This window comes from Streptomyces sp. NPDC033966 (genome assembly GCF_055575955.1).
The window spans coordinates 27,941-54,621 of record NZ_JBVIRQ010000017.1; the positions used below are offsets into that span (position 1 = coordinate 27,941).

Genomic DNA, 26,681 nt, shown 5'->3' on the forward strand with positions numbered 1-26,681 from the left:
CGGGGGAGGGGAGGAGGGGCGGCTGTGTCAGCGATGAGGCGACGGGGCCGGGCGTCGGCCGGCCGGGCATCCGGCCCCGTGATCTCGGATTCCGGGCCGGGGGCGCGAGTATGCGCACGAGAGGTTGATCAGAGCGACCTGCGGCGCCTCCAGGCGCGCCAGATCGCTACGCGCTCCTGTCGTCTCGGCGGCCGACGGCCGTCCGGGGCTGATACCCGCACCACAGGTTGATCAGAGCAGATCAGGAAGCGGACAGGCGCGTGAGATCGCTACGCGCTTCTCTGGTCTCGGCGGCCGGCGGCCGCCTGGGGCTGGTCTGGGGCGGGCACGACGTTGGCGACGGCGGTCGTGAACTCGCGGCCGGAGGCGCCCCTGATGTAGGCGAGCTCCATCCAGCGCTCCATGCCGGTGTCGGAGACGTTCTCGTTGATCACGGCCATCAGCACACCCTCAACGCCCGAGGCGATGTCGCGGACGCGTCGGCGGAGCAGTCGGTGGGGGACGTACTCGTAGCGCTCATTCATCGGACGCCGCCTCGAAGGTGCTGAGGAAGCGCTCCCAGCCGGCCTGTGCACGGTTGAGCAGTTCCGAACTCGGCTCGATTGCCGCGAGAGACCTCACCGAGAGGGTGTCGTCGTCGGTGCCGGTGAGGCAGGACGTTACTGCCCAACGGACGGGAATCTGGCGCATGGTGGCCACTCCTCTAAAGAGGCTGAACTCCTCCACTCATGTACATGAGTGACACGAAGGAGAATGACCCGACTCCTGTACATGAGTCAACCCGCTGTGAAGGTGAAGTCACAGCGGGTTGTGGATGGGGTGGTGGCCGTCAGTCGGTTGCCGGGATGCGGAACTCGAAAACGAACTGGTCAGCTGCCATGAGGGTGTCGCAGACCTCCACGACGCGGCCCGTCTGCGTGACCGCGTTCCTCAGCAGGTGCACCACGGTGGCGCCGGGGCTCAGTGCCAGCTCCGATGCCTCGGCCTTCGCGGCAGGCCGCGCTTGCAGGGTCTCTGTGAACTCGGCGAAGGTGTGGCCGTGTTCTTCGAGGCGGGCGTAGATGCCGCCACCTCCGGGGTTCTCGGCGAAGAGTTCCGGGATGTCGCGCACGACGTCCCACGGCAGGTACGACGTCGCCGTCTCCACAGGAGTGCCATTGCGGAAGTACAAGCGACGGCGCGCTAGCACCTGAGTCCCCACATCCACGCCAAGACGCTGAGCAATCGCCTCTGGGGCCTCGACCGGCCCGATGTAGACGACGCTGACCTTCGCGGTGGCCCCGGACTGCTCAGATTCGGCGAGGTAGGCGGCTTTGCCGCCCTGGCGGAACGAGCGCCGGAAACGGTCCGATGACCGGTGGCGCACCGGCGGACGGTCCTTTACGTAGGAGCCCTTGCCGTGCCGGGTGTCCACGAGACCGCTGGCGCGGATCTCCAGCATCGCCTTGCGGACGGTCCCACCCGAGACCCCGTAACGCTCGACCATCTCGGCCTCACTGGGCACCTGCTCTCCCGGCTTCAAGATGCCGGCGCGAACCTGCTGGACGATGTCCTCGGCGATCTGCAAGTACCGAGGGACGGTCTTGCCTCCTCCTACAGCTGCTCCCATAGTCCTTCGCTTCCTCCTATGCTCATGTACATGAGTAACAGCGTCCCGTCGGACAGGTCAACGCCACGTCATTCCGTGTCGGTTGCCGGGGCAGTGGTGCGTGACGATGGCCGACTGCTGGCCATCCGCCGAGCGGACAACGGGACGTGGGAGCTGCCGGGCGGAGTGCTGGAGCTGGCCGAAACCCCCGAGGACGGCGTGCGGCGTGAGGTGCTGGAGGAGACCGGCATCCTCGTGGAAGTAGACCGGCTCACCGGTGTGTACAAGAACATCACGGCTGGAGTGGTGGCACTGGTCTTCCGCTGCAAGCCTTCCGGCGGCGCAGAACGCGTGTCTGGCGAAAGCACGGCAGTCCAGTGGCTCACACCCGACGAGGTGGCCGAGCGCATGTCCGAGGTCTACGCCATCCGCCTCCTGGACGCCCTCGACGGCGACAGCCCCCACGTGCGAAGCCACGACGGACGTCAACTGCTCACAGACCAGCCCCGGACGGCCGCCGGCCGCCGAGACAAGAGAAGCGCGTAGCGATCTCACGCGCCCATCCGCTCCCTGAGCTGCTCTGATCAACCTCTGGTGCGGGTATCAGCCCAGGACGGTCGCCGGACGCTGATAAATGAGAAGCGCGTAGCGATCTGGCGCGCCTGGAGGCGCCGCAGGTCGCTCTGATCAACCTCTCGTGCGCATAGTCGCGCCCCCGGCCCGGAATCCGGGATCCACGGGCTCGGATGCCCGGCCGGCCAAGGCCCGGCCCCGTCGCCTCATCGCTGACACGGCTGCCCCTCCTCCCCTCCCCCGTGACCGTTCTTTTGGGGGCTTCCCGTCAGTCTTTCGGCTTTCCGGGGCGGGACGGTCGGTCAAGGGTCGCCGAAGGCGATCACGAAGTGACGCGACCGAAGGGAGCGCCCTTGAGGGACCGGCACGACACGGAAGGACGATGGGACTGACGGGAAACCCCCGAACCAGCCCTGAGACCGCCCAAGGGGATACCGCTCCCCGCCCCACCGGCCCGCAGACGGGGAGGCGGGTGGGCAGCCACCGCCCGGCCCGCACCCCTCGAGGGGGAGATAGCGGGCCCGGAGCGGCGGACGGCCTCAGCTCTCCGTGCGGTACATCAGGTCGATCTCGTGCGTGGCGAACCCCAGGCCCTCGTACACCGCCAGTGCCGCCGGGTTGTCCGCGTCGACGTACAGCATCGCCGTCGGCAGGCCCGACTCCGCCAGGTGGCGCAGGCCGATCGCCGTGAGGGCCTTGCCGAGGCCGCCGCCCTGGGCGCCCGGGCGGACGCCGACCACGTACACCTCGCCCAGCTGCTCCTCGGCGTGGACCTTCGTCCAGTGGAAGCCGACCAGTTCGCCCTCCCGCTCCGCGAGGAAGAAGCCCTTGGCGTCGAACCACGGCTGCGCGATCCGGTCGTTCAGGTCCCGCTGCGTGAGCGCGCCCTGCTCCGGGTGGTGGGCGAAGGCGGCGGCGTTGGCGGCGAGCCAGGCGGTGTCGTCCTGCCCGGGGACGAAGGTGCGGACGGTGACGCCGGCCGGGAGCGCAGCCTCGGGCAGTGGCGGCGCGTCGGGGCCCAGGGGGCGGCGCAGCTGTCGCAGTTCGCGGAAGAGGGTCAGCCCGAGTACCTGCGCGAGGTGCCGCGCGGCGGACTTGCCGCCGTGCGCCCACACCCGGATCCGCTTGCCGGAGGCGTGCAGCAGGGCGGTGCCCAGGGCCCGGCCGTGGCCGCGGCCGCGCAGGGCGGGGTGGATGACGAGTTCGGCGGCGGGGGCCTCCACCGGGTCCGTGTCCTCCAGCTGCCCGTACCCGCACAGCCGCCCGCCGTCGGTGAGGAGGAAGTGCCGGATCCCCTCGCGCGGTCCGCCGCGCAGCTGGAGGCGGCCCTGTTCGGAGACGGCGGTGGTGCCGTCGGTGCGGGCCGCCTCTCCGATCAGCTCCAGTACGGAGTCGGCCTGCTCCTCCGTCAGCTCGTCGAGGATCTCAATCTGCCGTCCCGGCTCCAGGGCCGCTGCTGCGTCAGTCATGCTCCGAGCCTACGGCGCAGCGCCCGACGGCCGCGCGTAACCAGCTCGCAACCCGCTACCCCCTGTCGTGCTACGCGCGTTGACCATAGGCTGCGTGGACCTCCCAAATGTTGTCTCGCTGTCCACAAAGGGGAATAAATGTCAGCGAAGCCACAACGGCTCCGTACGGCCCGCCGGTTGACCTTCGGCGCTCTCGCCCTCACGGCGGGTGCCGGCGCGCTGGTCGCCGCCGCACTGCCGGCCGGTGCCGCGAGTGGTGGCGGTACGCCTCCCAAGGGCCGGACCGTCGACGTACAGATGCTCTCGTTCAACGACTTCCACGGCACGCTGGAGCCCCCGCAGGGCTCGTCCGGCACCGTGAGCGAACGTCAGGCAGACGGCACCACCAAGTCCATACCCGCAGGTGGTGTCGAGTACCTCGCCACCAGCCTGCGCGAGGCCCGCAAGGGCCACGAGTACTCCGTCACGGCCGCGGCCGGTGACATGATCGGCGGCAGTCCGATGCTGTCCGGTCTCTTCCACGACGAGCCCACCGTCGAGGCGCTCAACAAGCTGAACCTCGATGTGTCGAGCGTCGGCAACCACGAGTTCGACGAGGGCAAGACCGAGCTGCGCCGGATGGCGTACGGCGGTTGTCACCCGACTGAAGGCTGTTTCGAGTACGGCAAGACCTTCACCGGGGCGCAGTTCCAGTACCTCGCCGCGAACGTGACGGACGAGAAGACCAAGCGTCCGCTGATGTCGCCCACCTTCATCTGGAAGAAGGGTGAGGTGAAGATCGGCTTCATCGGCGTCACCCTGGAGGGCACTCCGGACGTCGTCACCGCCGAGGGCGTCAAGGGCCTGAAGTTCGGCGACGAGGTCGAGACGATCAACAAGTACGCGGCCGAGCTGAACAAGCAGGGCGTGAAGTCGATCGTGGCGCTGATCCACGAGGGCGGTCTGCCCGCGAGCGGCGCGTACAACTACGACTGCGACGTGCCGGGTGCCGGCGCGGGCATCTCGGGTGCGATCGTCGACATCGCCAAGAACGTCGACCCGAAGGTCGACGCGCTGGTGACGGGCCACACGCACCAGGCGTACTCGTGCAACATCCCCGACCCGGCGGGCAACCCGCGTACGGTCACCTCGGCCGCCTCGTACGGCCGGCTGTTCACGGACACCACGCTGACGTACGACCGGGCGACGAAGGACATCGTCCGTACGCCGGTCACGTCGCCGAAGCCGGTGAACAAGGTCGTCGGCCGCGAGCAGCCGAAGGCCGCGGACATGTCCGAGCTGATCACCCGCTGGAAGGAGCTCGCCGCCCCGGTGGCGAACCGTCCGATGGGCTACATCTCGGCCGACATCCCGGGCCGCGGCTCGGAGGCGCCGGAGAAGCCGCTCGGTGACCTGATCGCGGACGCGCAGCTGGAGGCCACGGCCCCGGCGGACAAGGGCGGCGCGCAGCTGGCCATCATGAACCCGGGCGGCATCCGTGCCGATCTGGCCTACAAGGCCGCGGGTGGCGAGGGCGACGGTGTCGTGACGTACGGCGAGTCGTACACGGTCCAGCCGTTCAACAACCTCATGAACGTCGTGGACCTGACCGGCGCGCAGCTGATCACCGCGCTGCAGCAGCAGGTCAGCGGCACGGTCAACGGCCCGAACCCGAAGATCCTGCAGGTCTCGAAGGGCTTCACCTACACCCTGGACATGACGAAGACGGGCGCGGACCGCATCGTCGTGGACTCGGTGAAGCTGAACGGCGCGGCGATCGACCCCGCCAAGACCTACCGGGTCGTGATGAACGAGTTCCTCGCGGGCGGCGGCGACGGGTTCACCGTCCTGAAGGAGCACAAGAACAAGCTGGTGGGCGCGTCCGACCTGGACGCCTTCAACGCCTACCTGGCGAAGTCGACGGCGGCGGCCCCGATCGCCCCGCCGGCGGCGGACCGCATCACGGTCGTCAAGTAGTACGAGCGGTACGAGTAGTACGCACGTCCCGAGGGGGCGGTGGGCCGAAGGCGGCCCGCCGCCCCCTCGGCGTGTGGCTAGAGGGTCGCCAGGAACTTGCCGACCGCCGCGTGGAAGCCCTCCGGGTCCGTGAAGGGCACGAAGTGGTCGCCCTCCAGGGCCGTGTACGAGGTCCCCGGGCGCCGGCTGACCATCGCGTCGGCGACGGCCTGGGGGAGCGCCTTGCTCTGGCGGCCGTGGATGAGCAGTGCGGGGCAGGTGCTCGCGGTCCAGGTGTTCCAGTGGTCGCCCGCGCAGGAGTGGATGGAGTCGAGCATGTCCTGCCCGTGGAAGGCCAGCCGCCAGCCACTGTCTTCGCCGAGCGGGCGTACCCCGTCGGCGACGAACGGCAGGGCGGCCGGGTCGACGGCGGCGAGGAGCTCCTCGCGGGTGGGCGCGGAGTAGGGCAGGGCGCCGAGGAAGTCGAACCACTGCGGGCCGGCGGGGATGTCGATGGCCACGGTGGCGTCGACGCCGATCAGGGCGCCCACCCGGTCGGGGTGGGCCGCGGCCAGGTGGTAGGCGTTGAGGCCGCCGAGGGAGTAGCCGAGGACGGTGACGGGCTCGGTGAGGCCGAGGTGGTCGAGGAGGGCGACGGCGTCGGCGACGTACCCGTCGCGGCGGTAGTGCGGGGCGCGGTCGGAGTCGCCGTGGCCGCGCTGGTCGGGGGCGATGACGCGCCACTGGTCGCCCAGGGCGGCGGCGAGGCCGGTGAAGGCCGCGGCTTCGGACATGCCGCCGTGGAGGGCGAGGAGCGGCCGGCCGGTACCGCCGAAGTCCAGGTAAGAGAGGGTGCGGCCGTCGATGCTCAGCGTGTCGCGCATGGTTCGTGTCTCCCCGTTCGCGTTGCCTGCGGTGGTTGCGGGCATCACTCTGCCAGCGTTTGGGCAAGCGTGCAAGACATATGTATTGCACGCTTGCCCAACCCCTTGCCGAGAGGTCGCGGATACCATCCGGACCATGGGAAATCGCGAGGACCTGCTGGCCGGCGCCCGCCGCTGCCTTGAGGAGAAGGGCTACTCGCGCACGACCGTGCGCGACATCGCCTCGGCGGCGAAGGTGAGCATGGCCGCGATCGGCTACCACTTCGGGTCCCGCGAGGCGCTGCTCAACCAGGCGCTGTTCGCCGCGATGGACGACTGGGCCGCCGACTCCGGCCGGCTCGCCGGGGAGGGCGGGACGGCGGCCGAGCGGTACGCGGACACCTGGGACCGCAAGATCCGCGACTTCCTCGACATGCGCTGGCTGTGGATCGCCAACATCGAGGCCTTCGTGCACGCCCAGTCCTCGCCCGAGCTGCTGGCGATCCTGGCCGAGGGGCAGCGCCGCTCCCGGCGGATGGTGGCCGCGCACCTGGCCGGGGTGTCCGAGGAGTCGGTGACGGACGAGGACGTACGCGCCCTCGGGTCGGTGCACCTCGCGCTGCTGAGCGGGGTGATGGTGCAGGCCCTGACCGACCCCGAGCAGGCGCCGGCGGGGGCCGAGCTCGCCCAAGGGCTGCGCCGGATGGCGGAGTTGCTGGAGGAGCCTGCTACCGGCAGGTAGTAAACGCCGGCCCCGCACGCCATAATCCCGTCCCGACACAAGGTCGGCGAAGGGGCGGGGCATGGGCATGGGCATGGGCATGGGCAGCGGTACGGGCGCGGCTACGGGTACGAGCACGGGCGCGGCCGGGGCCACGGCCACGGGCGGGGCACTGGACCGGCGGGCCTTCCTCGCGGGCGCCGCGGCGGTGGGCGCGGGCGCGCTCCTGGGACTCGGGGCCGCGGCGCCCGCCTCCGCGAGGACCCTCGGCACCCAGGACTGGATGGCCGGCCTCGCCGACTCCACCGCCCTCCAGCGGATGACCATCCCCGGCACCCACGACTCCGGTGCCACCAAGGGCGGCCTCTACGTCGCCTGCCAGAACACCTCCATCGCCCAGCAGCTCGACTCCGGCATCCGCTTCCTCGACGTCCGCTGCCGGGTCACGGGCGGCTCGTTCGCCATCCACCACGGCTCGTTCTTCCAGGACCTGATGTTCGGCGACGTCCTGGCCGCCTGCCGGGGCTTCCTCGCCGCGCACCCCTCGGAGACGGTGCTGATGCGCGTCAAGCAGGAGTACTCCTCCGATTCCGACGCCGCCTTCCGCGCCGTCTTCGACGACTACCTCGACAACCGCGGCTGGCGCCCGCTGTTCCGGATCGCCGACACCCTGCCCGCCCTCGGGCAGGCCCGCGGCAAGGTCGTCCTCCTCGCCGACAACGCCGGCCTGCCCGGCCTGCGCTACGGAGACGGCGGCGTGTTCGCCATCCAGGACGACTACAACACCGAGCCCTTCGCCAAGCGCGTCCGCATCGAGGACCACTTCCGCAAGGCCGTCCGGGAGCCCGGCAAGCTCTTCGTCAACTACGTCAGCACCGCCGCGTACATGCCCCCGCGCTGGAACTCCGACCGGCTGAACCCGCAGGTCCACGGCTTCGTCGACGGCGCCGAACTCACCGGCCGCACGGGCCTCGGCATCGTCCCGATGGACTTCCCGAACACCCGCTCCGGCCTGGTCGCCTCACTGATCCGGCACAACTGACCGCGGCGTCGACGGCTGCTCCGACGGCGGCGGCGTCGGAGCGCCCGGGATGCGCAGCACCGCCTCCGTGCCGCCCGCCCCGTCCAGGGCCGCCCGCAGCTCGGCGGTACCGCCCGAGCGGGCGGCCGTACGGGCCACGATGGACAGGCCCAGCCCGCTGCCGGGCAGGGCGCGGGCGGACTCGGAGCGCCAGAACCGCTCGAAGACGTACGGGAGGTCCTCGGGCGGGATGCCCCGCCCGTGGTCGCGTACGGTCAGCTCGCCCGCGTGCAGCGAGACCTCGACCGCACCGCCCGGCGGGCTGAACTTCACGGCGTTGTCCAGCAGGTTGACCACCGCCCGCTCCAGCGCCGCCGCCTCACCCCGTACGTACCAGGACTCCAGGGCGGAGCCGAACCGCAGCTCGGGTCCGCGCAGCCGGGCCCGGGACAGCGCCGAGGCGGCGATGTCGTGCAGGGCCACCACCCCGAGCGGGGCGTGCGGGGCCGCGTCCGGGCGGGACAGCTCCTGGAGGTCCCCGATCAGCGCGGCGAGCTCCGTCATCTGCGCCTTGACCGAGGCGAGCAGCTCCCTGCGGTCCTCGGGCGGGATGGCGCGGCCGGTCTCCTCGCTGCGCGCGAGCAGCTCGATGTTGGTGCGCAGCGAGGTGAGCGGCGTACGCAGCTCGTGCCCGGCGTCCGCGATCAGCTGGGCCTGGCGTTCCTGGGAGGAGGCGAGCGCGGCGGTCATCGCGTTGAAGGACCGTGACAGGCGGGCGATCTCGTCGTCGCCCTCGTCCGGGATCCGCACCGTGAGGTCCTCGGTGCGGGCTACGTGCTCGACGACACCGGTGAGCTCGTCCACGGGCCGCAGCCCCGTACGGGCCACCCACAGGCCGGCCGCGCCCGCGCCGACGACCCCTATGCCGGAGACCAGGAGCAGTACCCAGGCCAGGGTGGACAGGGGCTTGTCGATGTCGGCGAGGGGCTTGGCGATGGAGATCCCGAAGGTGGCTCCTCCGGTGGTGAGGCGCCGGCCGATCGTGTAGACGCGCATCCTGTCGCCGTCGGCGGTGGTGGCGTCGTGCAGCCTGCCGCTGATGCGGCCCGCCGCGACGTCCTTGTCGGTCTGGGTGGCGGGCAGGTCCGTCCGCCCGCTCACCCAGCAGCGGCCCCCCTCGGGGGTGACGATCTGCACGGTCGCGTTCAGGTCCCCGGCGATGTCCATCTGGTTCGGGGGCGGGCGCAGCGTGCAGCCCTCGCGCAGGGTGCGGAGCACCTGCTCGCTGGGGTCGGTGGCCACCAGGGACTGGTTCAGCTGGTCGTTCAGCTGCGCCCGCACCATCACCCAGGACACCCCCGCGACCGCCGCGACGGCGACCGCGACCGCGACGGTGACCAGCAGCGCCAGCCGGGAGCGCAGCGGCAGCGCCCGGAACCTGGCGGCCGGACCCGTCATTCGGGCCCGCCCTCGCCGGCGCGCAGGACGTACCCGACCCCGCGGACGGTGTGCACCAGGCGCGGTTCGCCGCCGGCCTCGGTCTTGCGGCGCAGGTACATCACGTACACGTCCAGGGAGTTGGAGCTGGGCTCGAAGTCGAAGCCCCAGACCGTCTTGAGGATCTGCTCGCGGGTCAGCACCTGGCGCGGGTGCGCCAGGAACATCTCCAGCAGCGTGAACTCCGTCCGGGTCAGCTCGACGGGGCGTCCGCCCCGGGTGACCTCGCGGGTGGCGAGGTCCATGCGCAGGTCGCCGAAGGCGAGGGCGTCCCCGGCCGGTTCCGGACCGGCGGCGGGGACGGCGTAGGAGCTGCGGCGCAGCAGCGCGCGGACGCGGGCGAAGAGCTCGTCGAGCTCGAACGGCTTGACGAGGTAGTCGTCGGCGCCCGCGTCGAGGCCGGTGACGCGGTCGCCGACGGTGTCGCGGGCAGTCAGCATCAGCACCGGGGTGACGCTGCCGGAGGCGCGCAGCCGGCGGGCGGCCGTCAGTCCGTCCATCCGGGGCATCTGGATGTCGAGGACGATCAGGTCGGGGGCGTACGCGGCCGCCTGGTCGAGGGCGTCGAGCCCGTCGACGGCGGTGCGTACGTCGTACCCCTCGAAGGCGAGGCTGCGGCGCAGGGCCTCGCGTACGGCCGGCTCGTCGTCGACGACGAGGATCCGCTGCGGGTCGCCTTCGGCGGCGTTCATACGGGGTCCCCCAGGGGTGGTGGTCGGTGCGCGGGGCACGTCCCAGGGTGTCAGAAGGAGATGCCGAAGCCGTTGCCGCCGCTGTCGGAGCCGCCGTTGCCGTTGCCGCTGGCGTTCCCGGCGCCGCCGCTGCCGCCCTTGCGGAGGGAGTCGAGGTCGGCCTTGATCGTGTTGACCGGGATGGCGAAGCCCAGGCCGACGCTGCCGGCGTTCGAGCCGTCGCTGGACGGGGAGTAGATCGCGGAGGGCATTCCCACGATCTCGCCGTTCATGTTGACGAGCGCGCCGCCGGAGTTGCCGGGGTTGAGGGAGGCGTCGGTCTGGATGGCCTTGTACGAGGTGGTGTCGGAGCCGGTGTCGCCGTTGAACTGCTGACCTTCGTACGAGAACGGCCAGCCGCCGCCGCGCTGCCGCTGCGGGGTCTGCTGCCGGCGGTCCTCGGACTTCGGCACGTTCACCTCGCGGTTCAGCGCCGAGACGATGCCGCTGGTGACGGTGCCGGTGAGGCGGTCGGGGGAGCCGATGGCGACGACCTGGTCGCCGACCTTGAGCTGGTCGGAGTTGCCGAGCTTGGCGGGCTTGAGGCCGCTCGCCCCCTGGAGCTTGATGAGGGCGAGGTCCTTGCCGGGGTCGGTCCCGACGATCTTGGCGCTGTACTTCTTGCCGTCGCTCATCGTCACCTGGATCTCGGAGGCGCCGCTGACGACGTGGTTGTTGGTGGCGATCTCGCCGTCGGCGGTGAGCACGAAGCCGGAGCCGGTGCCCTGGCCGGAGCCGGTGCGGGTGTCGATGCGGACGACGGACGGGCTGACCTGCTCGGAGACCCCGGAGACGGTGCCGTTGCTGGACTGCGAGACGTTGGTGCCGCTCACGGCGCCGACGGGGGCGCCGGCCTGCCCGAGGAACTGCTGCACGGCGACGGCCGTCCCGCCGCCGACCACGGCCGCCGCGAGGGCGACGGCTGCGAGCAGCGCGACGGGGCGCTTGGCGCGGGCCGCGTGCGCGGGGCCGGCGGGGCCGGCGGCGGCTGAGGAACCCCAGGCGTCCCACCCGCCACCGCTGCCACTACCGCCGCCGGCGGGGACGGTCTCGCCCTGGATGACCGTCGCCGGCGGCTGGTGCGCCTCGTGCCGGCCGGGTGCCGGAGCGGCCGGCGGGTACGAGGGCGGCGGCGGGTAGGCGGCGGCCCCCGTCTCCTGGGCCAGCCGGTCGCGTCCCCGCTGCCAGTCGTCCCCGAAGGGCGCGTTCCGGGCCGGGCCGTTCTCCTGCGGGTACTCGCCTTCGCGGCGGAAGCTCTCGGTCATGTCGATGACTCTGTCCGCGGATCATGAGAGCTTTCTGAGTCCCGGCTGAGAAGCCCGACAGAACCGCGTATGCCCGAAATAAGGACCTGGGGCGGCGTGGGCCCGCGAAGACCGCCCGGACAGGGCCTAGCGGCAGCCGCAGCTGCGGCGGATCACCAGGGCCGACGGGAACTGCTTGAGGCGTTCGCGGCGGGAGCCGGCCACGCGGAGGGCGTCGTCCAGGACGAGGTCCACCGCCGCGCGGGCCATCGCCGGGCGGTCCGAGGCGATCGTGGTCAGCGGCGGGTCCGTCAGGGCCGCCTCCTTGACGTCGTCGAAGCCGGCCACCGCCAGCTGCTCGGGGACGTCGATGCGCAGCTCGCGCGCGGCGCGCAGCACGCCGATGGCCTGGTCGTCCGTCGCGCAGAAGATCGCCGTCGGCCGGTCCGGCCGGGCCAGGACCTCCAGGGCGACCCGGTACGCGTCGTAGCGGTTGTACGGGGCCTCGATGAGCCGGCCCTCGATCGACCGCCCGGCCTCCAGCATGGCCCGGCGCCAGCCCTCGACGTGGTCGGCGACCGGGTCGCCGACCGAGGGGGTGTTCTCGATGCCGCCGATGCAGGCGACGTACTCGTGCCCGTGTTCCAGCAGGTGCCGCGTCGCGAGCTGCGCGCCGCCGATGTCGTCCGTGACGACCGCGACGTCGTCGATGGCCTCCGGACGCTCGTGCAGCAGCACCACCCGCGCGTCCCACGCGTCGATCTCCGAGGCGGCGCGCTCGCTCATGCCCTGGCTGACCAGGATCAGCCCCGACACCCGCATGCCGAGGAAGGCGCGCAGGTAGTGGACCTCGCGCTCGTCCCGGTAGTCGGAGTTCCCGACCAGGACCATTTTTCCGCGCTCGGCGGCGGCCTGCTCGACCGCGTGCGCCATCTCCGCGAAGAACGGCTGGCGGGCGTCGGGGACGATCATGCCTATGAGATCGGTGCGGCGTGACGCCATGGCCTGGGCCACGCGGTCCGGCCGGTACCCCAGCTCCTTGATCGCGGCGAGTACACGCTCGCGCGTGGCCGGGGCGACCGGCCGGGGTCCGTTGTTGATGACGTAGCTCACGACGGCGGTAGAAGTACCCGCAAGTCGCGCTACGTCATCCCGCGTCACCTTGGCCACGCGCGGAAGTCTACGCGGGGTGACCTACCTCTGGGCAGGGTGTTTTGCCGACTGGATGGTCACAGGAGCTTCCTCCGAACGGGCTACGGGTCCGCTCGTGCGGTCCGCGTCCTGCGCCGGGGCCTTCCCCGCGGCCTGCTTGGCGGCGGCTTCGGCGGCCGCGCGCTCCACCTTCTCGGGGGTGACGAAGCGGTAGCCGACGTTGCGCACGGTACCGATCAGGGACTCGTGCTCGGGGCCGAGCTTGGCCCGCAGCCGCCGTACGTGGACGTCGACCGTCCGGGTGCCGCCGAAGTAGTCGTAGCCCCAGACCTCCTGGAGGAGCTGGGCGCGGGTGAAGACCCGGCCGGGGTGCTGGGCGAGGTACTTCAGCAGCTCGAACTCCTTGAAGGTGAGGTCGAGGACCCGGCCCTTCAGCTTCGCGCTGTACGTCGCCTCGTCGACCGACAGGTCGCCGTTGCGGATCTCCATGGGGGAGTCGTCCGAGCCGAGCTGCTGGCGGCCGGTGGCCAGCCGCAGCCGTGCCTCGACCTCGGCGGGGCCGGCGGTGTCGAGGAGTACGTCGTCGATGCCCCAGTCCGCGGTGACGGCGGCGAGGCCGCCCTCGGTCACCACCAGGATCAGCGGGCAGCCCGGTCCGGTGGACCGCAGCAGCTGGCACAGCGACCGCACCTGCGGCAGGTCGCGGCGGCCGTCGACGAGGATCACGTCCGCGCCGGGGGTGTCCACCAGGGCCGGGCCCTCGGCGGGGGCCACCCGGACGTTGTGCAGCAGGAGGCCGAGTGCGGGCAGCACCTCGGTCGACGGCTGCAGGGCATTGGTCAACAGGAGGAGAGAGCTCATGCCCGGCCACCTGCCCGGTTCGGGCGGCCGTGCTCCTGTTTGCTTCGCTGGTCCATCACGTCGGTTCCTCCTCGGTCCCGTCGAGGACGTGCGTGGTACGGCTTCGTACGACTTGCCTGGCATGCCGTCCGGCCCCCGCGCCCTGGGGTCCGGACGGATACCGCTGTTCTCGGTCCGTTCAACGTGCTGAAAGCACAAAAGGACCCGGGGGCTACGTTGCCCGGATCCTCTACGCCGCCAGAATAGCCCACCGGCCCTTTCGGAGCCGAGGGCTGCCGTGCACCGCATTCTGTGGTTCGCGCCACGCCTTCCTCCTGCGTATGCCCTGGTTTCGCCGGATCGAGCGGTCCGCCGACCGGTCCTGCGGGGCCTCCGGGCGCACGGACGGCGCGCTGAGGCACGCCGGGGTGACGGGCCGGAGGGGTCATCATGGAGGCCGACGGTAGAGAGCCGACGGAGCCGACCGATAGGAGCTGCAGTGGCAACCGGAACCATCCGCTACTGGGCGGCGGCGAAAGCCGCGGCCGAGACGGCGGAGGAGCCGTACTCGGCGCACACACTGGCCGAGGCGCTCGACGCCGTGCGGGACCGCCATCCGGGGGAACTCACCCGGGTCCTGCAGCGCTGCTCCTTCCTCGTGAACGACGAGCCCGTGGGCAAGCGCCCGCACGATGCCGTCCTGCTGACCGAGGGGGGCACCGTCGAGGTGCTCCCGCCGTTCGCGGGCGGGTGAGCGGAAACCGATGAGCACTCCCGAAGAACAGCAGCAGCAACAACAGCGGCAGCCGCAGCAGCAGGCCGCCGAGCAGGACCCGTACGCCACCCAGACCTGGCACGCCGACACCTGGGAGACCGGGTACCAGCCGGTGCAGCCGCCGCTGGGCTCGGTGCCCGGCCAGCCGGCCGCCCCGGCGCCGGCTCCGCAGGGGCAGTGGGGGCAGACCGGTGGCGGCGGCGTGCCGTGGCCGGACGCCACCGGGGGCGGTGCGCCGTCCGCGGCCGCCGCCGAGACGGCGTACCTGCCGCCGGTGCCGGCCCAGCAGCAGCCCGCGGCGCCCGAGGGCTGGTTCCGCGACGAGCAGCCGCAGGCCCCCGCGCAGGGCGGCTGGTCCGCCGACGCGGCCGCGCAGACGGCGTACCTGCCGCCCGTACCGGCGCAGCAGCAGCAGCCGCAGCAGCCCGCCGTGCCCGACGGCTGGTTCCGCGAGGAGCCGGCCCAGGCGCAGCCGCAGCAGCCGCAGCAGCACTTCCAGCACCAGCAGCCGCAGGCTCCGGCCGTGCCGTGGCCGGACGCCACCGGGGGCGGTGCGCCCTCCGCGGCCGCTTCCGCCGCCGAGCAGACGGCGTACCTGCCGCCCGTGCGGGAGCCCGCGGGGGCGGCCGAGCAGACGGCGTACCTGCCGCCCGTGCAGCCGCAGGGCGCCGCGCCGGACGGCTGGTTCCGCGACGAGCCGCAGGGCGCCGGTCCCGCGGCCGCTTCCGCCGCCGAGCAGACCGCGTACCTGCCGCCGGTGCGGGAGTCCGCGGGGGCGGCCGAGCAGACGGCGTACCTGCCGCCCGTGCGGGAGCCCGCGGGGTCCGCCGCCGAGCAGACCGCGTACCTGCCGCCCGTGCAGCCGCATGCCCCCGCGCCCGAGGCCTGGGCCGCGGACGCCTCCGCCGCCGCGCAGACGGCGTACCTCCCCCCGGTCCCGTCGGAGCCGCGGCAGCCGCAGCCGCAGGCGGCCGTGCCCGGTCCGTCCGCGGAGTACTCGCCGCCGACCCTCGGCGGCAACACCCTGCGTGCCGTCGACCCCGCCCAGGCCCGCGCCGAGGGCCGGTCGCCGATCATCGACCCCGGTCCGCAGTCGGCGATACTCACCGCCGCCCTCGGCGTGCTGATGGCCGGTGCCGCCGCGATCGGCCAGTGGGCGCTGCTCGTCCCGCTGATCGCCCTCCAGGGGCTCACCGCGGCCGGATGGTTCCGCCTCAACGGCATGTGGCCGGCCCGCCAGGGCATCGTCCTGGCCTTCGCCGGAGCCCTCGTCGCCGACGGCGCGGTGCTCGCGCTGGACGGTACGTACGCCCCCGGCGCGATCATCGGCACGCTCGGGGCCTGGGTGCTGCTGACGCTGGTGCTCCAGCTGCGCAGCCACGCGGACCCCGACGAGCGGATGTACGGGCTGATGGCCTCGGTGGCCTCCGCCGCGCTGGCCATCGTCTGCACGGGCTTCCTCGCCGCGGACGGGGAGCCGGTGACCACCGGTGCCGCCGCCGTCGCGGTCGCCGTGTTCGCGCGGGCCCTGCCGCTGCCCACCCCGGTCTCCGTCGGCGTCTCGCTGGCCGCCGCGGCCGGTGCGGGCATCGCGGTCGGCGGGCTGACCGGGCTGGGCGCGGGCGGGGCCCTGGTGGGCCTCGCGGCCGGGGTGTGCGCCCTGATCGGGCTGCGCGTGGCCGCGTACGACTACCCGTCGAAGTTCGTCCACATGACGGCCGGTGTCGCGCTGCCGCTGGCCGCCGCGGCCCCCGCCGTCTACCTGATGGGCCGGGTGGTGGGCTGACGTCCCGTCCGGCAGCCGCGCCGCTGACACCGCCCTCACGGCCGACCATGGTCCACTAGAACGTACGTACCGACTAGTTGGGGGAGGGGCACGTGCGTTTCATACGTGTCGTGGTGATCATCGGCGTGGTGCTGGGCGGCCTGTTCGTGGGCGTCGACCGCTGGGCGGTCGGCTACGCCGAGAACCGGCTGGCCGACCAGGTCCAGTCCCGTCAGGGCCTCGCGGGCAGCGCCGAGGTGGAGATCCACGGCTTCCCCTTCCTGACCCAGGCGCTCAGCCGTGACCTGGATCAGGTCGACCTGAAGCTCGGGGGCGTCGACGTCACCGCCGACGGCCGCAAGACGCGCCTCTCGGAGCTCAAGGCCTCGTTCCACGAGGTGAAGCTGAACGAGGGCTACGACGGCGGTACGGCCAAGCGGGCCGAGGGCAGCGCGCTGATCTCGTACGAGGACCTCACCAAGGCCTCCCAGAACGGCGTGGTCCTGACCTACGGCGGGGCGCCGAACAAGGTGAAGGTCACCGCGACCCTGGACTTCCTCGGCAAGACCATGACCCGCAGCGTGGTGTCCACCGTCGCCCTCGTCGAGTCGGGCGGCTCCAAGGTCGTCCGGGTGCGGGCGGACTCCGTGCCGGGCGAGGGCATCCCCGGGATCGAGAGCGCGGTGCGCAAGCGGACCGACTTCGACCGGCGCATCGACGACGGCCTGCCGGCCGGGCTCAAGCTCTCCTCGCTGACCTCGGACGAGTCCGGTGTGCACCTCGCCCTGAGCGGTTCGGACGTGTCCCTGGCCGGATCGTGAGACGGAGCGGTCCGATCCGCAGAAGGACGGGCCGCACGACCAGCCCCGGAAGGCCTCGCGCAGGCCGTCCGGGGCTTTCTCATCCCGAAATGCGGACGATCCTGTCTCGACATATGACACGCCGGTGACAGGGCGGCCGGTTCGTCCCTACGATCCATGGCTATGAAGCATCAGCAGGCGGACCTCACGAAGCGGCGGGCAGTAGACCTGTGTCGCGTCGCCGCCATGCTCTGTCGCTCCATGTGAGGTGTGAGCCTTCCGCTCCGCCGGCCGGACCGACGGCCCTTCATCCGCGTGACCGCACCGCCGCGCACCAGCCTCCTCCCCCCTGACGCCTCCCCGCGCAGGGCCCGAGAGCCGCACCCGGAACGGCACGCACCAGCACAGCCCGCTTCGCAGCAGCCCCAGCACAGCCCCGCCGCAACTGCCCCGGAGGAGAACACCATGAGCCGCAGCGACGTCCTCGTAGACGCCGACTGGGTCGAAGCCCACCTGAACGACGCCAACGTCGTCATCGTCGAGGTGGACGAGGACACGTCCGCGTACGACAAGAACCACATCACCAACGCCGTCCGGATCGACTGGAAGCAGGACCTCCAGGACCCGGTCCGCCGCGACTTCGTGGACCAGGAGGGCTTCGAGAAGCTCCTCTCCGCCAAGGGAATCTCCAACGACGACACCGTCGTCCTCTACGGCGGCAACAACAACTGGTTCGCGTCCTACGCCTACTGGTACTTCAAGCTCTACGGCCACCAGGACGTGAAGCTCCTCGACGGCGGCCGCAAGAAGTGGGAGCTCGACTCCCGCGACCTGGTCGACGGCAAGGACGTCCCGAACCGCCCGGCCACCGAGTACAAGGCCAAGGCCCAGGACACCTCGATCCGCGCCTTCCGCGACGACGTCGTGGCCGCGATCGGCTCCCTGAACCTGGTCGACGTGCGTTCGCCCGACGAGTTCTCGGGCAAGCTGCTCGCCCCGGCCCACCTCCCGCAGGAGCAGTCGCAGCGCCCCGGCCACGTGCCGAGCGCCCGCAACATCCCGTGGTCGAAGAACGCCAACGACGACGGCACCTTCAAGTCCGACGAGGAGCTGACCGCCCTCTACGAGGCCGAGCAGGTGGACCTGGCGAAGGACACCATCGCCTACTGCCGCATCGGCGAGCGCTCCGCGCTCACGTGGTTCGTGCTGCACGAGCTCCTGGGCCAGGAGAACGTCAAGAACTACGACGGCTCCTGGACCGAGTACGGCTCGCTGGTCGGCGTGCCGATCGAGCTCGGCCCCAACAAGTAGTCCCGGCCGGGCACGCGACGCCCGCCCCGTAGCAGCAGAACCTCTCTAGGACAGGACAGAGAACATGTGTGGAGCACAGATCGGCGGGCCCGACCTCGCGACGCTGAAGCCCGGTGAGACCGCGATCCAGGGCCAGGTGACCAAGGACGGCGAGCCCATCAGCGGCTACGTCCGCCTGCTGGACTCGACCGGCGAGTTCACCGCCGAGGTCCCCACCTCCGCGACGGGTCAGTTCCGCTTCTACGCGGCCACCGGCTCCTGGACGCTGCGGGCGCTCGTCCCGGGTGCCCAGGCCGACCGCGCCGTCGTCGTCGCCGAGGCCGGCGGCGTGACGGACGTCGCCATCGCGGTCTGACACCGAGGTCCGCCGCGGCGGACCGACAGCTGAACCGGCCGAAGGGCCGCACCCCCGGGGGTTGGACGCCACTGGAACGGGGTGCGGCCCTTCGTGCCGTCCGCCCTTGTGTTCGCAGGGGCCCGCCCTACGCTGGAAACATGTACGCGCGACGCCGGCGGGCGTATTTCCTGCTGATGGGCGGATGCCTGTTCCTCTTCGTCTCCGCCTGGTCCTTCGTGCGGCTCTTCTCGGTCGAGGCGGCGGTCGCGCTGTGCGTGGTCGCCATGGTGATTCCGCCGGTCGCCGCGATGGTGGCGAACCGCCGGGGGCCGGACGACCGCTGGTGGGACGACCCCTCGGGCGATCCGAAATCGGACGAGTGGTGGGACGAGCTGGACGGAAAGCGGCGGCGTCCGGAAGACTGAAAGTCGCCTATATAAAAGCGTAATAAAGATGCGTACAACGACTCCCCGTCCCAGGGTGTCTTGGATGTGTGCGGGTGAACGACCCCGCGGCTCCAGTCCTGTGGGGGGACCATCTTGGAAAACGAAACCCAGGAATCGGGCACTCCGGAAATTCCGCCGAATAAATCGGCAATTCCGGATGCTTCGGTTCCGACCAGTGCCGCCCCGCGCCGCCGCGGCCGTACGACGCTGCTGATCGCCGCCGGCCTCGTCCTGGGTGCGGTCGTCGGCACCGCCACCGGCTACGCCGTCCAGTACCACCGCCCGCCCACGGCCCTCCCGCCGCTGGCGCAGCAGAAGCTCGACGCGCCGAAGGCGCTGGCGCCGGACGACGCGACGACGGCCAAGTCGATCAACGCCAACCGCTGGCACAAGACGGACGACGACCTCGCGAAGCTCCTGATCGAGGCACCGGCGGGCGCGAAGGTCGAGGCCGAGGGGTACGACACCCTCGACTCCTTCTCGACGACCTTCGAAAAGTCGGACTACGCCCTGCGCGACTACGTGAAGGACGGCTTCCGGCGCCTCGCCACCCGGGTCTGGACCCAGGGCGACGTCCTGGTGGAGGTCCGGCTCGTGCAGTTCCGCGACTTCGCCGGCGCGGACGGGTACCAGGTGTCGCAGGCCTCGTACATGCCGGAGGAGAAGTACGCGGGCAACGACGGCGTGGCCGTCCCCGGAGTCCCGGCGGATCTCGGACACGTCTGGGTCGCCTCGAAGGCGCACGAGGAGCCCGGATACCTCCCGGTGCGGCAGGGGCGCGCCCTGGTCCGCCGGGGTGACGTCGTCCTGGACATCTACTACTTCGACAAGCGCGGCCGCGCGATCGCCGAGAGCGACGTCCTCGACCTGGCCAAGCGACAGCTGGAGCGACTGTGACCGAGCCGCAGACCGACCCGACGGGCCCGGCGGAGTCCGAGGCGACGGCCGAGCCGCAGGCCGGGGTGGCGAGCCCGGGGGCTCCGGATCCCGAGGCCCCCGCGGCGGCCGGTCCCGTGCCCGAGGGGGCCCGCCGCAAGAGGACCGCCCTGGCCGCCGGTGCGGTGGCCGCCGCCCTGCTCGTGGGCGGTGGGATTTGGGCGTCCTCGGTCCTCGCGGGGGCCGACCGGACCGCGCCGACGGCCTACTGGGCCGAGGCGGGCGCGAAGCTGCCCGAGACCGGGAACGCCGCGCCGGTGCCCCCGAACGCCCTCTCCGGGAAGCTGCTCCCGCTTCCCCCCGAGTACGTGCTCGGGCCCGACCTCGCCGGTGACGGGAACGACTTCTTCGTCTCGGGCGAGAAGGCCGTCGAGGGCTTCAAGGAGGCCCGCAAGGGGCTGTCCGGCTCGCAGCGCAAGAAGCGCGACGACATGCTGGCCGATCTCAAGCTCAAGGGCCTGGCCGGCCGGACCTACGCGGCCACCAGCGGCAGCATGGTCGTGGAGATCCGGATCATGCAGGCCGATTCGCGGGCCGTGGGGGCCTTCTCGGAGGTCAGCAAGAAGCTGCTCGAGCTCACCGGCGACGACCGCGACGTGCCGAAGGTGGACGGCTACCCGGACGCCAAGTGCTCCCTGCTGGCCGTGGGCGAGGAGAAGGAGCCGAAGATCGATTCCCTCTACTGCGTGGCCGTACAGGGCGACGTGCTGGTCAGCCTCCGCGCGTACGGGCCCAAGAAGGACGGCTTCTCGAAGCTCGAGGCCGCCAACTTCCTCAAGAACCAGCTGTCCCGCCTGAAGTCCCCCGGGGAGTCCGCGTGACCGAGCAGAACACCACCGCCGGCCCTGCCCCGGTGCAGTCGGCCACCGCCCCGGCGGACCCGGACCTGAAGGGCCCCGAGGGCCCGGCGGTCCCCGAGGGCCCGGCGGTCCCCGAGGGCCCGGCGGTCCCCGGAGCGCCCGGGGCCGCCGCCGCGCCCAAGGACCGCCGCAAGCTGCGCGCGCTGCTGCGCTGGACCGCCGCCGTCCTCGCCTTCGGCGCCGCCGGCACGGGGGCCGCGTTCGGGATCGTCCAGTCCGAGAGGACCGACGTCCCCGGCCTGTCCACGAAGGGTGACGGCCGCTGGACGTACCCGGCCCTGGTCAAGCCCACCCTGCCGGCCGGCGCGGCCCTGCCCTTCGCCACGGACAACGAGGACGGCATCCACTACGCCGCCCTCACCCAGCTCCTCCTGCCCGCCCCGCTCGGTTCCACCCCGGACACCGGTCTGAAGCTGGAGAAGGACTCGGTGGTGAGCGTGGACACCTTCCTGGAGGAGTACGAGGACTCCGCGCGCGTGAAGATGAAGCAGGGGTTCACCGACAACGGCCTGCGTCAGATCACCGGCCGTGGCTGGACCACCCCCGACGGCACCCGCACCCGGATCTACCTGCTGCGTTTCCACGCCTCGGGCTTCGCGGACACCTTCGAGGGCTGTGGTCCCGACATGAACCTGAACGGTGTCAACCGCATCGAGACGGATGACGCCTGGGGCAGGGCCCGGGTCGCCCAGTCGGCCCCGGACCCCACCGGGGTCACCGTCCTCCAGGAAGCCGTCCCCTTCGGCGACGAGCAGATCAGGGCCGGGTGCGTCCAGTCGGGCGACATCCAGGCCGTGATCCTCCAGACCCGCAAGGGCGCCGCCGGGGCCGTACCGCTCCACCAGGCGGTGATCCTGCAGCAGCAGCTGCTCGGCTAGGCCGTGTCTCCCGGGCCCGGCCTGATCCAGAAGACACGGCCCGGCGGCGGGAGCCGCTTCGGCCTACCTCACACCGTGTGCCGGGCCCCGGCCCAGTAGGCTTGGGGACCGGCCCCGTCCACCCGCACCGAATCCTCCGAGGAGCACCCCGTGCTTGAGGCAGTCTTCACCTCCCTGCTGGTCCTGGTCTGCGTCGGCGTCCTCGCCTTCACCGGTCTGGCCGTCAAGAAGCTGTACCAGGGTCAGCGCTAGGCATCCGCCCAGCCGACCGCCCCGGACCCCCTCCCCACAGATCGCCTGAGCAGCCAACCATGATCCAGATCCCGTCCGACCTGAACCCGGGCCTCGTCCCCCTCGCCTTCCTCCTCGGCACCTGGGAAGGCGCCGGCGTGTTCGACTTCCCCGGCGAGGAGAAGTGCAACTTCGGCCAGGAAGTCGTCTTCAGCCACGACGGCCGGGACTTCCTCCAGTACACCTCCCACACCTGGGTGCTCGACGCCGAGGGCGAGAAGGTGCGCCCCCTGGAGTCCGAGTCGGGCTACTGGCGCATCGACAAGGACCGCAAGGTCGAGATCGTCATGGTCCGCGACCAGGGCGTCGTGGAGGTCTGGTACGGCGAGCTCGCCGACCAGAAGCCCCAGATCGACCTGGTCACCGACGCGGTCGCGCGTACGGCCGCGTCCGGCCCGTACAGCGGCGGCAAGCGCCTCTACGGCTACGTGAAGAGCGACCTCATGTGGGTCGGCGAGAAGGCCACCCCCGACGTCGAGCTGCGCCCGTACATGTCGGCCCAGCTCAAGAAGGTCGTCACCCCGGAGGAGATCGCCGACATGGCGCGCAACCTCCCCGAGCTCCCCGAAGACGGCATCGCCTTCTTCCGCTGAGCCGGGCCGCGGGGCACGGGCAGGAATCGGAAAGGGGGCCGCGGGCTGACCGCGGCCCCCTTCCCGCGCTTACACTGGCCGGGTGGTGACCACCGACTGGAAGAGCGATCTGCGGCAGCGCGGCTACCGGCTGACACCGCAGCGCCAGCTCGTGCTCGAAGCGGTCGACGCCCTGGAGCACGCCAGCCCCGACGAGATCCTCGTGGAGGTCCGCAAGACGGCCTCCGGGGTGAACATCTCCACCGTCTACCGGACCCTGGAGCTCCTGGAGGAGCTCGGCCTGGTCTCCCACGCCCACCTCGGGCACGGAGCCCCCACCTACCACCTCGCCGACCGGCACCACCACATCCACCTCGTCTGCCGGGAATGCACCGGCGTCATCGAGGCCGACGTGGACATCGCCGACGAGTTCACGGCGAAGCTGCGCGCCACCTTCGGGTTCGAGACCGACATGAAGCACTTCGCGATCTTCGGGCTCTGCAAGAAGTGTGCGGCGGCCAAGCGCCAGGAGGGCTCCGCGTAGCGGGGTCGTAGGCTGGTGGCATGACCAGCAGCCCCTTGCTCCATCTCCCCGGCGCCGTAGCGGCCGAAGGCCGTGACGAGGGCGTCGCCGCCCACTACGGAGAGCTCTACGGCGAACAGCGCGCCCTCGCCGACGGCCGCGGCTTCGTCGACCTCTCCCACCGCGGGGTCGTCACCGTCACCGGAGCGGACCGGCTGACCTGGCTGCACCTGCTGCTCACCCAGCACGTCAGCGACCTCCCCGCCGGACAGGCCACCGAGGCGCTGATCCTCTCCGCGAACGGGCACATCGAGCACGCCCTCTACCTCGTCGACGACGGCGAGACGGTCTGGGCGCACGTCGAACCCGGCACCCAGGAGGCCCTCCTCGGCTACCTGGAGTCGATGAAGTTCTTCTACCGGGTCGAAGTCGCCGACCGCACGGACGACTTCGCCGTCGTCCACCTCCCGGCCGGCTCCATCGCCGAGGTCGGCAAGGAGCACGTCGTACGCGAGACCGCGCACGGCCGGGACGTCTTCCTGCCCCGCCCGCAGCTGGAGGCCTTCGCCGCCGCCCACGGCCCCGCCGCCGGGCTCCTCGCCTACGAGGCCCTGCGCGTCGAGGCCCACCGCCCGCGCGTCGGCGCGGAGACCGACCACCGCACCATCCCGCACGAGCTGGGCTGGATCGGCACCGCCGTCCACCTCCAGAAGGGCTGCTACCGGGGCCAGGAGACGGTGGCCCGCGTCCACAACCTGGGGAAGCCCCCGCGCCGCCTGGTCTTCCTGCACCTGGACGGCTCCGAGGTGCTGCTCCCGGCGCACGGGACGCCCGTACGCCTGGCCGCGGACGGGCAGGACGGCCGCCAGCTCGGCTTCGTCACCACCGCCGTGCGCCACCACGAGCTCGGCCCGATCGCACTGGCCCTGGTCAAGCGGAACGTCCCGGTCGACGCCCCGCTGCTGGCCGGGAACACGGCTGCCGCGCAGGAGGTCGTCGTAGCGCCGTAGGAGCCCCGCGGCTCAGATGTCGATGACGATGGTGAACGGGCCGTGGTTCGTCAGCGAGACCCGCATGTCCGCGCCGAACCGGCCCGTCGCCACCGTCGCGCCCAGCGCCCGAAGCTGCGCCACGACCTCGTCGACCAGCGGCTCGGCCACCGGCCCGGGCGCGGCGGCGTTCCACGTGGGGCGACGGCCCTTGCGGGCGTCCCCGTACAGCGTGAACTGGGAGATCACCAGCAGCGGCGCGTCCACGTCGCTGCAGGACTTCTCCGCCTCCAGGATCCGTACGGACCACAGCTTGCGCGCCAGCAGCGCCGCCTTCTCCGGGGTGTCGTCGTGGGTCACCCCCACCAGCACGCACAGTCCCTCGCCGACGATCTCGCCGACCGTCTCGCCGCCGACCACGACGCTCGCGCCGTCCACCCTCTGCACCACTGCTCGCATACCACCTGTGTACCAGGCTTGCACCCGTCCGGGGCCGATCGGGTGGACTGGGACTGCGTACGCACCACGGAGAGTGGCACCATGCACGCAGGCGGTGCCCCCAGCACCGGTCGAGGGGACGGATACAACGTCATGAACACTTCTGGTACCTCCGCACCTGCACCCGCGTCACCCGCTCCGGACACCCCGGCGGGCACCACGGGGTGGCCCCCCGCGCAGCGCACCGGCGAGCCGCTGGGGCCGACCACCCCCGCCACCGCCATCGGCCTGCCCGAGCTGCGCGCGATGCGGCGCGACGCGCAGCGCGACGAGGCCGACCTGAGTTACGTACGCAGACTCCTGCAGGGCCGCATCGACATCCTGCGCGCCGAGCTGGCCCGCCGTACGGACCCCGAGGCGCCGGTGGTGGACCGGCTCTCGGAGATCCTCGCCGACGCCCCGTCGACCCGCAGCGCCTCCGCCCGGCACGTCACCCTCGGCACCCCGCACAACGAGGAGTTCCGGCTGCTGGCGGCGGAGATGCTGTCCGACGTGGAGCTGTCCGACCTGGAGGCGCGCACCGACGGGGAGCTGCACGACGCGATGGGCCGGCTGGTCCGTTACGAGCAGCAGGTCTCGCGGCGCCGGCAGCAGCTCCAGCGGATGGCCGACGACTCCAGCGCGGAGATCACGCGTCGCTACCGCGAGGGCGAGGCGCAGGTGGACGACCTGCTGGCGTAGGCGCGGGCGCGGGCGCGGTCCGGGCGGGCCGTCCGGGCACGGTCCGGCGGCGGGTCGGCGGCGGTCCGGCGGCGGTCCGGCCGCGGCGAAATTGGGGCGACCGGTGCCGGGCGCGGCGGTTAGCGTGGCCGGTCATGAGCGCTGACGTGCGGCCGATCGCCGCATCCGAACTCCCCGCCTGGCTGGCCACGCTGAACACGGGCTTCCTGACCCCGGGCACCCCGACGGAATCCGATGTCGCCCAGCGCGCCGCGAACGACGACCTCGCGCGCCTGCAGGGGGCCTTCGACAAGCAGACCGGCCGGTGCGTCGCCACCTTCCGCTCCTTCGCACAGCAACTGACCGTCCCCGGCGGCGCCGCCGTCGGCAGCAGCGCGATTTCCAACGTCGCCGTGCTGCCCACCCACCGCCGCCAGGGCCTGCTGACGCGCATGATGGAGGCCGAACTGGCCGCCGCCCACGCGCGCGGTGACGTCCTGTCGACCCTGGTCGCCGCCGAGTACCCGATCTACGGGCGCTACGGCTACGGCGCCGCGACCGTCCACGCCGAGTGGGAGGTCGACGTCGCCCGCACCGGCCTGGACCGCAGCCGCCCGGCGCCGGTCGACGGCGGCCGGATCGACCTCGTCGACATCGCCGAGGTACGGCGCGTGGGGCCCGCCCTGCACGAGCGGCTGCGGGCCTCCCGGCACGGCATGGTCGACCGGAACGCGCGCTGGTGGAGCCTGAAGACGGGCCTGGAGCAGATGTCGCACCGCCCCTACAAGGAGAAGATGCAGGCCGTGTACCGGGACGCGGCCGGCGAGGTGGCGGGGCTGGCCGTCTACCAGGCCGACGACCACTGGACGGACGCGAAGACCCCGCTGACCACCGTCCAGGTCGTCGACTTCCTCGCGGCCACCCCGCAGGCCGAGCGGGCACTGTGGCACTTCCTGTGTTCCATCGACTGGGTGCTGAAGGTCCGCACCGGCAACCGCGCCCCCGACGACCTGCTGCCGGAGCTGCTGCCCGACGCGCGGGCGGCCCGGCCGGTGTCGGCCGCCGACTTCCTGTGGGTGCGCGTCCTGGACGTCGTACGGGCGCTGGGCGCGCGGACGTACGGGGTGCCCGGGGTGCTCGTGCTGGAGGTCGACGACCCCACCGGTCCGGCGGGCGGCCGCTACCGGCTCGACGCGGGCGCCGGGACGTGCACGCGTACCGAGGAGCCGGCCGGTGTGCGGCTCGACGTGTCCGCGCTGGGGTCCCTGTACCTGGGCGACGCGTCGGCGGAGCGGCTGGCCGCGCTGGGCCGGGTCGCCGAGCTGGAGCCGGGGGCCGTCGCGCTGGCCGACGCGGTGTTCCGTACCGCGCGCCGGCCGTGGTGCCCGGACGTCTTCTGAGGCCCG

General features: G+C 72.0%; 30 protein-coding genes. 19 read left to right on the top strand and 11 right to left on the bottom strand.

Features of this window, described 5'->3' with window-relative positions:
* Nucleotides 1-269: 269 nt before the first annotated feature.
* From ACZ518_RS33490 to ACZ518_RS33500, 3 genes are all read right to left on the bottom strand, one after another.
* Nucleotides 270-524, bottom strand: coding sequence for a hypothetical protein (locus tag ACZ518_RS33490; protein ID WP_469116797.1), 255 nt, complete (start codon nt 522-524; stop codon nt 270-272).
* On the bottom strand, nt 517-690 hold the full coding sequence (locus ACZ518_RS33495; protein ID WP_469116798.1) for a hypothetical protein: 174 nt from the start codon (nt 688-690) through the stop codon (nt 517-519). The genes ACZ518_RS33490 and ACZ518_RS33495 overlap by 8 nt, the downstream gene beginning before the upstream one ends.
* Nucleotides 691-829: 139 nt before the next feature.
* The gene (locus tag ACZ518_RS33500; RefSeq protein WP_469116799.1) at nt 830-1,609 is read right to left on the bottom strand and encodes a GntR family transcriptional regulator; all 780 of its coding nucleotides are present in this window, start codon (nt 1,607-1,609) and stop codon (nt 830-832) included.
* A gap of 18 nt (nt 1,610-1,627) precedes the next feature.
* Here ACZ518_RS33500 and ACZ518_RS33505 point away from each other — a divergent pair, with 18 nt between their 5' ends.
* Nucleotides 1,628-2,134, top strand: a complete 507-nt coding sequence (locus ACZ518_RS33505; RefSeq protein ID WP_469116800.1) for an NUDIX hydrolase — start codon at nt 1,628-1,630, stop codon at nt 2,132-2,134.
* Between the two features lie 566 nt (nt 2,135-2,700).
* On the opposite strand, the gene mshD is transcribed toward ACZ518_RS33505, so the two are convergent.
* A complete protein-coding gene (mshD, locus tag ACZ518_RS33510; protein ID WP_469116801.1) occupies nt 2,701-3,630 on the bottom strand; it encodes a mycothiol synthase in 930 nt (309 codons plus the stop codon).
* A 138-nt stretch (nt 3,631-3,768) separates the two neighbouring features.
* On the opposite strand from mshD, the gene ACZ518_RS33515 reads away from it, so the two are divergent.
* A complete protein-coding gene (locus ACZ518_RS33515; protein WP_469116802.1) occupies nt 3,769-5,586 on the top strand; it encodes a bifunctional metallophosphatase/5'-nucleotidase in 1,818 nt (605 codons plus the stop codon).
* A 77-nt stretch (nt 5,587-5,663) separates the two neighbouring features.
* Here ACZ518_RS33515 and ACZ518_RS33520 read toward each other — a convergent pair whose 3' ends face one another.
* On the bottom strand, nt 5,664-6,449 hold the full coding sequence (locus tag ACZ518_RS33520) for an alpha/beta fold hydrolase (RefSeq protein WP_469116803.1): 786 nt from the start codon (nt 6,447-6,449) through the stop codon (nt 5,664-5,666).
* Between the two features lie 136 nt (nt 6,450-6,585).
* Here ACZ518_RS33520 and ACZ518_RS33525 point away from each other — a divergent pair, with 136 nt between their 5' ends.
* Together ACZ518_RS33525 and ACZ518_RS33530 are read left to right on the top strand one after the other, a co-directional pair.
* Complete coding sequence (locus tag ACZ518_RS33525; protein ID WP_469116804.1) at nt 6,586-7,170, top strand: TetR/AcrR family transcriptional regulator; 585 nt, start codon at nt 6,586-6,588, stop codon at nt 7,168-7,170.
* Nucleotides 7,171-7,237: 67 nt separating this feature from the next.
* Entirely contained in the window at nt 7,238-8,191 is a 954-nt protein-coding gene (locus ACZ518_RS33530) for a phosphatidylinositol-specific phospholipase C (protein WP_469116904.1), read from the top strand.
* Here ACZ518_RS33530 and ACZ518_RS33535 read toward each other — a convergent pair.
* From ACZ518_RS33535 to ACZ518_RS33555, 5 genes are all read right to left on the bottom strand, one after another.
* Nucleotides 8,171-9,628, bottom strand: a complete 1,458-nt coding sequence (locus ACZ518_RS33535; RefSeq protein ID WP_469116805.1) for a sensor histidine kinase — start codon at nt 9,626-9,628, stop codon at nt 8,171-8,173. The genes ACZ518_RS33530 and ACZ518_RS33535 overlap by 21 nt on opposite strands.
* The gene (locus ACZ518_RS33540; protein ID WP_469116806.1) at nt 9,625-10,359 is read right to left on the bottom strand and encodes a response regulator transcription factor; all 735 of its coding nucleotides are present in this window, start codon (nt 10,357-10,359) and stop codon (nt 9,625-9,627) included. Before ACZ518_RS33540 ends, ACZ518_RS33535 begins: the two co-directional genes overlap by 4 nt.
* Nucleotides 10,360-10,409: 50 nt before the next feature.
* Nucleotides 10,410-11,663, bottom strand: coding sequence for a S1C family serine protease (locus ACZ518_RS33545; protein ID WP_469116807.1), 1,254 nt, complete (start codon nt 11,661-11,663; stop codon nt 10,410-10,412).
* A gap of 126 nt (nt 11,664-11,789) precedes the next feature.
* Complete coding sequence (locus ACZ518_RS33550; RefSeq protein ID WP_469116808.1) at nt 11,790-12,812, bottom strand: LacI family DNA-binding transcriptional regulator; 1,023 nt, start codon at nt 12,810-12,812, stop codon at nt 11,790-11,792.
* A gap of 24 nt (nt 12,813-12,836) precedes the next feature.
* Nucleotides 12,837-13,655, bottom strand: coding sequence for a response regulator transcription factor (locus ACZ518_RS33555; protein ID WP_469116809.1), 819 nt, complete (start codon nt 13,653-13,655; stop codon nt 12,837-12,839).
* Between the two features lie 478 nt (nt 13,656-14,133).
* Here ACZ518_RS33555 and ACZ518_RS33560 point away from each other — a divergent pair, with 478 nt between their 5' ends.
* The 13 genes from ACZ518_RS33560 to ygfZ all read left to right on the top strand — a co-directional run bounded on the left by ACZ518_RS33560 (nt 14,134) and on the right by ygfZ (nt 24,138).
* Complete coding sequence (locus ACZ518_RS33560) at nt 14,134-14,388, top strand: MoaD/ThiS family protein (protein WP_361608620.1); 255 nt, start codon at nt 14,134-14,136, stop codon at nt 14,386-14,388.
* Between the two features lie 544 nt (nt 14,389-14,932).
* The gene (locus tag ACZ518_RS33565; protein WP_469116905.1) at nt 14,933-16,195 is read left to right on the top strand and encodes a hypothetical protein; all 1,263 of its coding nucleotides are present in this window, start codon (nt 14,933-14,935) and stop codon (nt 16,193-16,195) included.
* A gap of 92 nt (nt 16,196-16,287) precedes the next feature.
* Nucleotides 16,288-16,995 carry an LmeA family phospholipid-binding protein gene (locus ACZ518_RS33570; RefSeq protein WP_469116810.1) on the top strand — a complete coding sequence of 236 codons (708 nt, stop codon included), beginning with the start codon at nt 16,288-16,290 and terminating at the stop codon, nt 16,993-16,995.
* Between the two features lie 162 nt (nt 16,996-17,157).
* Nucleotides 17,158-17,241: a putative leader peptide gene (locus tag ACZ518_RS33575; RefSeq protein WP_350206375.1), complete on the top strand. Its 84-nt coding sequence runs from the start codon at nt 17,158-17,160 to the stop codon at nt 17,239-17,241.
* A 198-nt stretch (nt 17,242-17,439) separates the two neighbouring features.
* Nucleotides 17,440-18,285, top strand: coding sequence for a sulfurtransferase (locus tag ACZ518_RS33580; protein ID WP_007265475.1), 846 nt, complete (start codon nt 17,440-17,442; stop codon nt 18,283-18,285).
* Between the two features lie 64 nt (nt 18,286-18,349).
* Nucleotides 18,350-18,640 (top strand): DUF1416 domain-containing protein, encoded by a 291-nt coding sequence (locus ACZ518_RS33585; RefSeq protein WP_007265476.1) that lies wholly within the window; start codon nt 18,350-18,352, stop codon nt 18,638-18,640.
* Between the two features lie 71 nt (nt 18,641-18,711).
* Nucleotides 18,712-19,047, top strand: coding sequence for a DUF3099 domain-containing protein (locus tag ACZ518_RS33590; RefSeq protein WP_469116906.1), 336 nt, complete (start codon nt 18,712-18,714; stop codon nt 19,045-19,047).
* Nucleotides 19,048-19,161: 114 nt separating this feature from the next.
* Nucleotides 19,162-19,965 carry a hypothetical protein gene (locus ACZ518_RS33595; protein WP_469116811.1) on the top strand — a complete coding sequence of 268 codons (804 nt, stop codon included), beginning with the start codon at nt 19,162-19,164 and terminating at the stop codon, nt 19,963-19,965.
* The gene (locus ACZ518_RS33600) at nt 19,962-20,825 is read left to right on the top strand and encodes a hypothetical protein (RefSeq protein WP_469116812.1); all 864 of its coding nucleotides are present in this window, start codon (nt 19,962-19,964) and stop codon (nt 20,823-20,825) included. Before ACZ518_RS33595 ends, ACZ518_RS33600 begins: the two co-directional genes overlap by 4 nt.
* The gene (locus ACZ518_RS33605; RefSeq protein ID WP_469116813.1) at nt 20,822-21,742 is read left to right on the top strand and encodes a hypothetical protein; all 921 of its coding nucleotides are present in this window, start codon (nt 20,822-20,824) and stop codon (nt 21,740-21,742) included. Before ACZ518_RS33600 ends, ACZ518_RS33605 begins: the two co-directional genes overlap by 4 nt.
* 311 nt (nt 21,743-22,053) lie before the next feature.
* Nucleotides 22,054-22,626, top strand: coding sequence for a heme-binding beta-barrel domain-containing protein (locus tag ACZ518_RS33610; RefSeq protein ID WP_469116814.1), 573 nt, complete (start codon nt 22,054-22,056; stop codon nt 22,624-22,626).
* Between the two features lie 82 nt (nt 22,627-22,708).
* Nucleotides 22,709-23,149, top strand: coding sequence for a Fur family transcriptional regulator (locus tag ACZ518_RS33615; RefSeq protein WP_469116815.1), 441 nt, complete (start codon nt 22,709-22,711; stop codon nt 23,147-23,149).
* Between the two features lie 20 nt (nt 23,150-23,169).
* Nucleotides 23,170-24,138, top strand: a complete 969-nt coding sequence (ygfZ, locus tag ACZ518_RS33620) for a CAF17-like 4Fe-4S cluster assembly/insertion protein YgfZ (protein ID WP_469116816.1) — start codon at nt 23,170-23,172, stop codon at nt 24,136-24,138.
* Between the two features lie 12 nt (nt 24,139-24,150).
* On the opposite strand, the gene dtd is transcribed toward ygfZ, so the two are convergent.
* Complete coding sequence (gene dtd / locus ACZ518_RS33625; protein WP_365172824.1) at nt 24,151-24,576, bottom strand: D-aminoacyl-tRNA deacylase; 426 nt, start codon at nt 24,574-24,576, stop codon at nt 24,151-24,153.
* A 132-nt stretch (nt 24,577-24,708) separates the two neighbouring features.
* Between dtd and ACZ518_RS33630 the strand changes: the two genes are divergently transcribed.
* Complete coding sequence (locus ACZ518_RS33630; protein WP_469116817.1) at nt 24,709-25,296, top strand: RsiG family protein; 588 nt, start codon at nt 24,709-24,711, stop codon at nt 25,294-25,296.
* A gap of 134 nt (nt 25,297-25,430) precedes the next feature.
* The gene (locus tag ACZ518_RS33635) at nt 25,431-26,675 is read left to right on the top strand and encodes a GNAT family N-acetyltransferase (protein WP_469116818.1); all 1,245 of its coding nucleotides are present in this window, start codon (nt 25,431-25,433) and stop codon (nt 26,673-26,675) included.
* The last annotated feature ends 6 nt before the right edge of the window (nt 26,676-26,681 follow it).

What these genes read in the sequence shown, in the direction of transcription:
- mshD (WP_469116801.1), bottom strand. Translation starts at nt 3,630, where the DNA reads ATGACTGACGCAGCAGCGGCCCTGGAGCCGGGACGGCAGATTGAGATC.
- ACZ518_RS33610 (WP_469116814.1), top strand. Translation starts at nt 22,054, where the DNA reads ATGATCCAGATCCCGTCCGACCTGAACCCGGGCCTCGTCCCCCTCGCC.
- ACZ518_RS33530 (WP_469116904.1), top strand. Translation starts at nt 7,238, where the DNA reads ATGGGCATGGGCATGGGCAGCGGTACGGGCGCGGCTACGGGTACGAGC.
- ACZ518_RS33520 (WP_469116803.1), bottom strand. Translation starts at nt 6,449, where the DNA reads ATGCGCGACACGCTGAGCATCGACGGCCGCACCCTCTCTTACCTGGAC.
- ygfZ (WP_469116816.1), top strand. Translation starts at nt 23,170, where the DNA reads ATGACCAGCAGCCCCTTGCTCCATCTCCCCGGCGCCGTAGCGGCCGAA.
- dtd (WP_365172824.1), bottom strand. Translation starts at nt 24,576, where the DNA reads ATGCGAGCAGTGGTGCAGAGGGTGGACGGCGCGAGCGTCGTGGTCGGC.
- ACZ518_RS33635 (WP_469116818.1), top strand. Translation starts at nt 25,431, where the DNA reads ATGAGCGCTGACGTGCGGCCGATCGCCGCATCCGAACTCCCCGCCTGG.
- ACZ518_RS33525 (WP_469116804.1), top strand. Translation starts at nt 6,586, where the DNA reads ATGGGAAATCGCGAGGACCTGCTGGCCGGCGCCCGCCGCTGCCTTGAG.
- ACZ518_RS33535 (WP_469116805.1), bottom strand. Translation starts at nt 9,628, where the DNA reads ATGACGGGTCCGGCCGCCAGGTTCCGGGCGCTGCCGCTGCGCTCCCGG.
- ACZ518_RS33545 (WP_469116807.1), bottom strand. Translation starts at nt 11,663, where the DNA reads ATGACCGAGAGCTTCCGCCGCGAAGGCGAGTACCCGCAGGAGAACGGC.
- ACZ518_RS33585 (WP_007265476.1), top strand. Translation starts at nt 18,350, where the DNA reads ATGTGTGGAGCACAGATCGGCGGGCCCGACCTCGCGACGCTGAAGCCC.
- ACZ518_RS33515 (WP_469116802.1), top strand. Translation starts at nt 3,769, where the DNA reads ATGTCAGCGAAGCCACAACGGCTCCGTACGGCCCGCCGGTTGACCTTC.
- ACZ518_RS33540 (WP_469116806.1), bottom strand. Translation starts at nt 10,359, where the DNA reads ATGAACGCCGCCGAAGGCGACCCGCAGCGGATCCTCGTCGTCGACGAC.
- ACZ518_RS33505 (WP_469116800.1), top strand. Translation starts at nt 1,628, where the DNA reads ATGCTCATGTACATGAGTAACAGCGTCCCGTCGGACAGGTCAACGCCA.
- ACZ518_RS33580 (WP_007265475.1), top strand. Translation starts at nt 17,440, where the DNA reads ATGAGCCGCAGCGACGTCCTCGTAGACGCCGACTGGGTCGAAGCCCAC.
- ACZ518_RS33490 (WP_469116797.1), bottom strand. Translation starts at nt 524, where the DNA reads ATGAATGAGCGCTACGAGTACGTCCCCCACCGACTGCTCCGCCGACGC.
- ACZ518_RS33495 (WP_469116798.1), bottom strand. Translation starts at nt 690, where the DNA reads ATGCGCCAGATTCCCGTCCGTTGGGCAGTAACGTCCTGCCTCACCGGC.
- ACZ518_RS33555 (WP_469116809.1), bottom strand. Translation starts at nt 13,655, where the DNA reads ATGAGCTCTCTCCTCCTGTTGACCAATGCCCTGCAGCCGTCGACCGAG.
- ACZ518_RS33630 (WP_469116817.1), top strand. Translation starts at nt 24,709, where the DNA reads ATGAACACTTCTGGTACCTCCGCACCTGCACCCGCGTCACCCGCTCCG.
- ACZ518_RS33500 (WP_469116799.1), bottom strand. Translation starts at nt 1,609, where the DNA reads ATGGGAGCAGCTGTAGGAGGAGGCAAGACCGTCCCTCGGTACTTGCAG.
- ACZ518_RS33575 (WP_350206375.1), top strand. Translation starts at nt 17,158, where the DNA reads ATGAAGCATCAGCAGGCGGACCTCACGAAGCGGCGGGCAGTAGACCTG.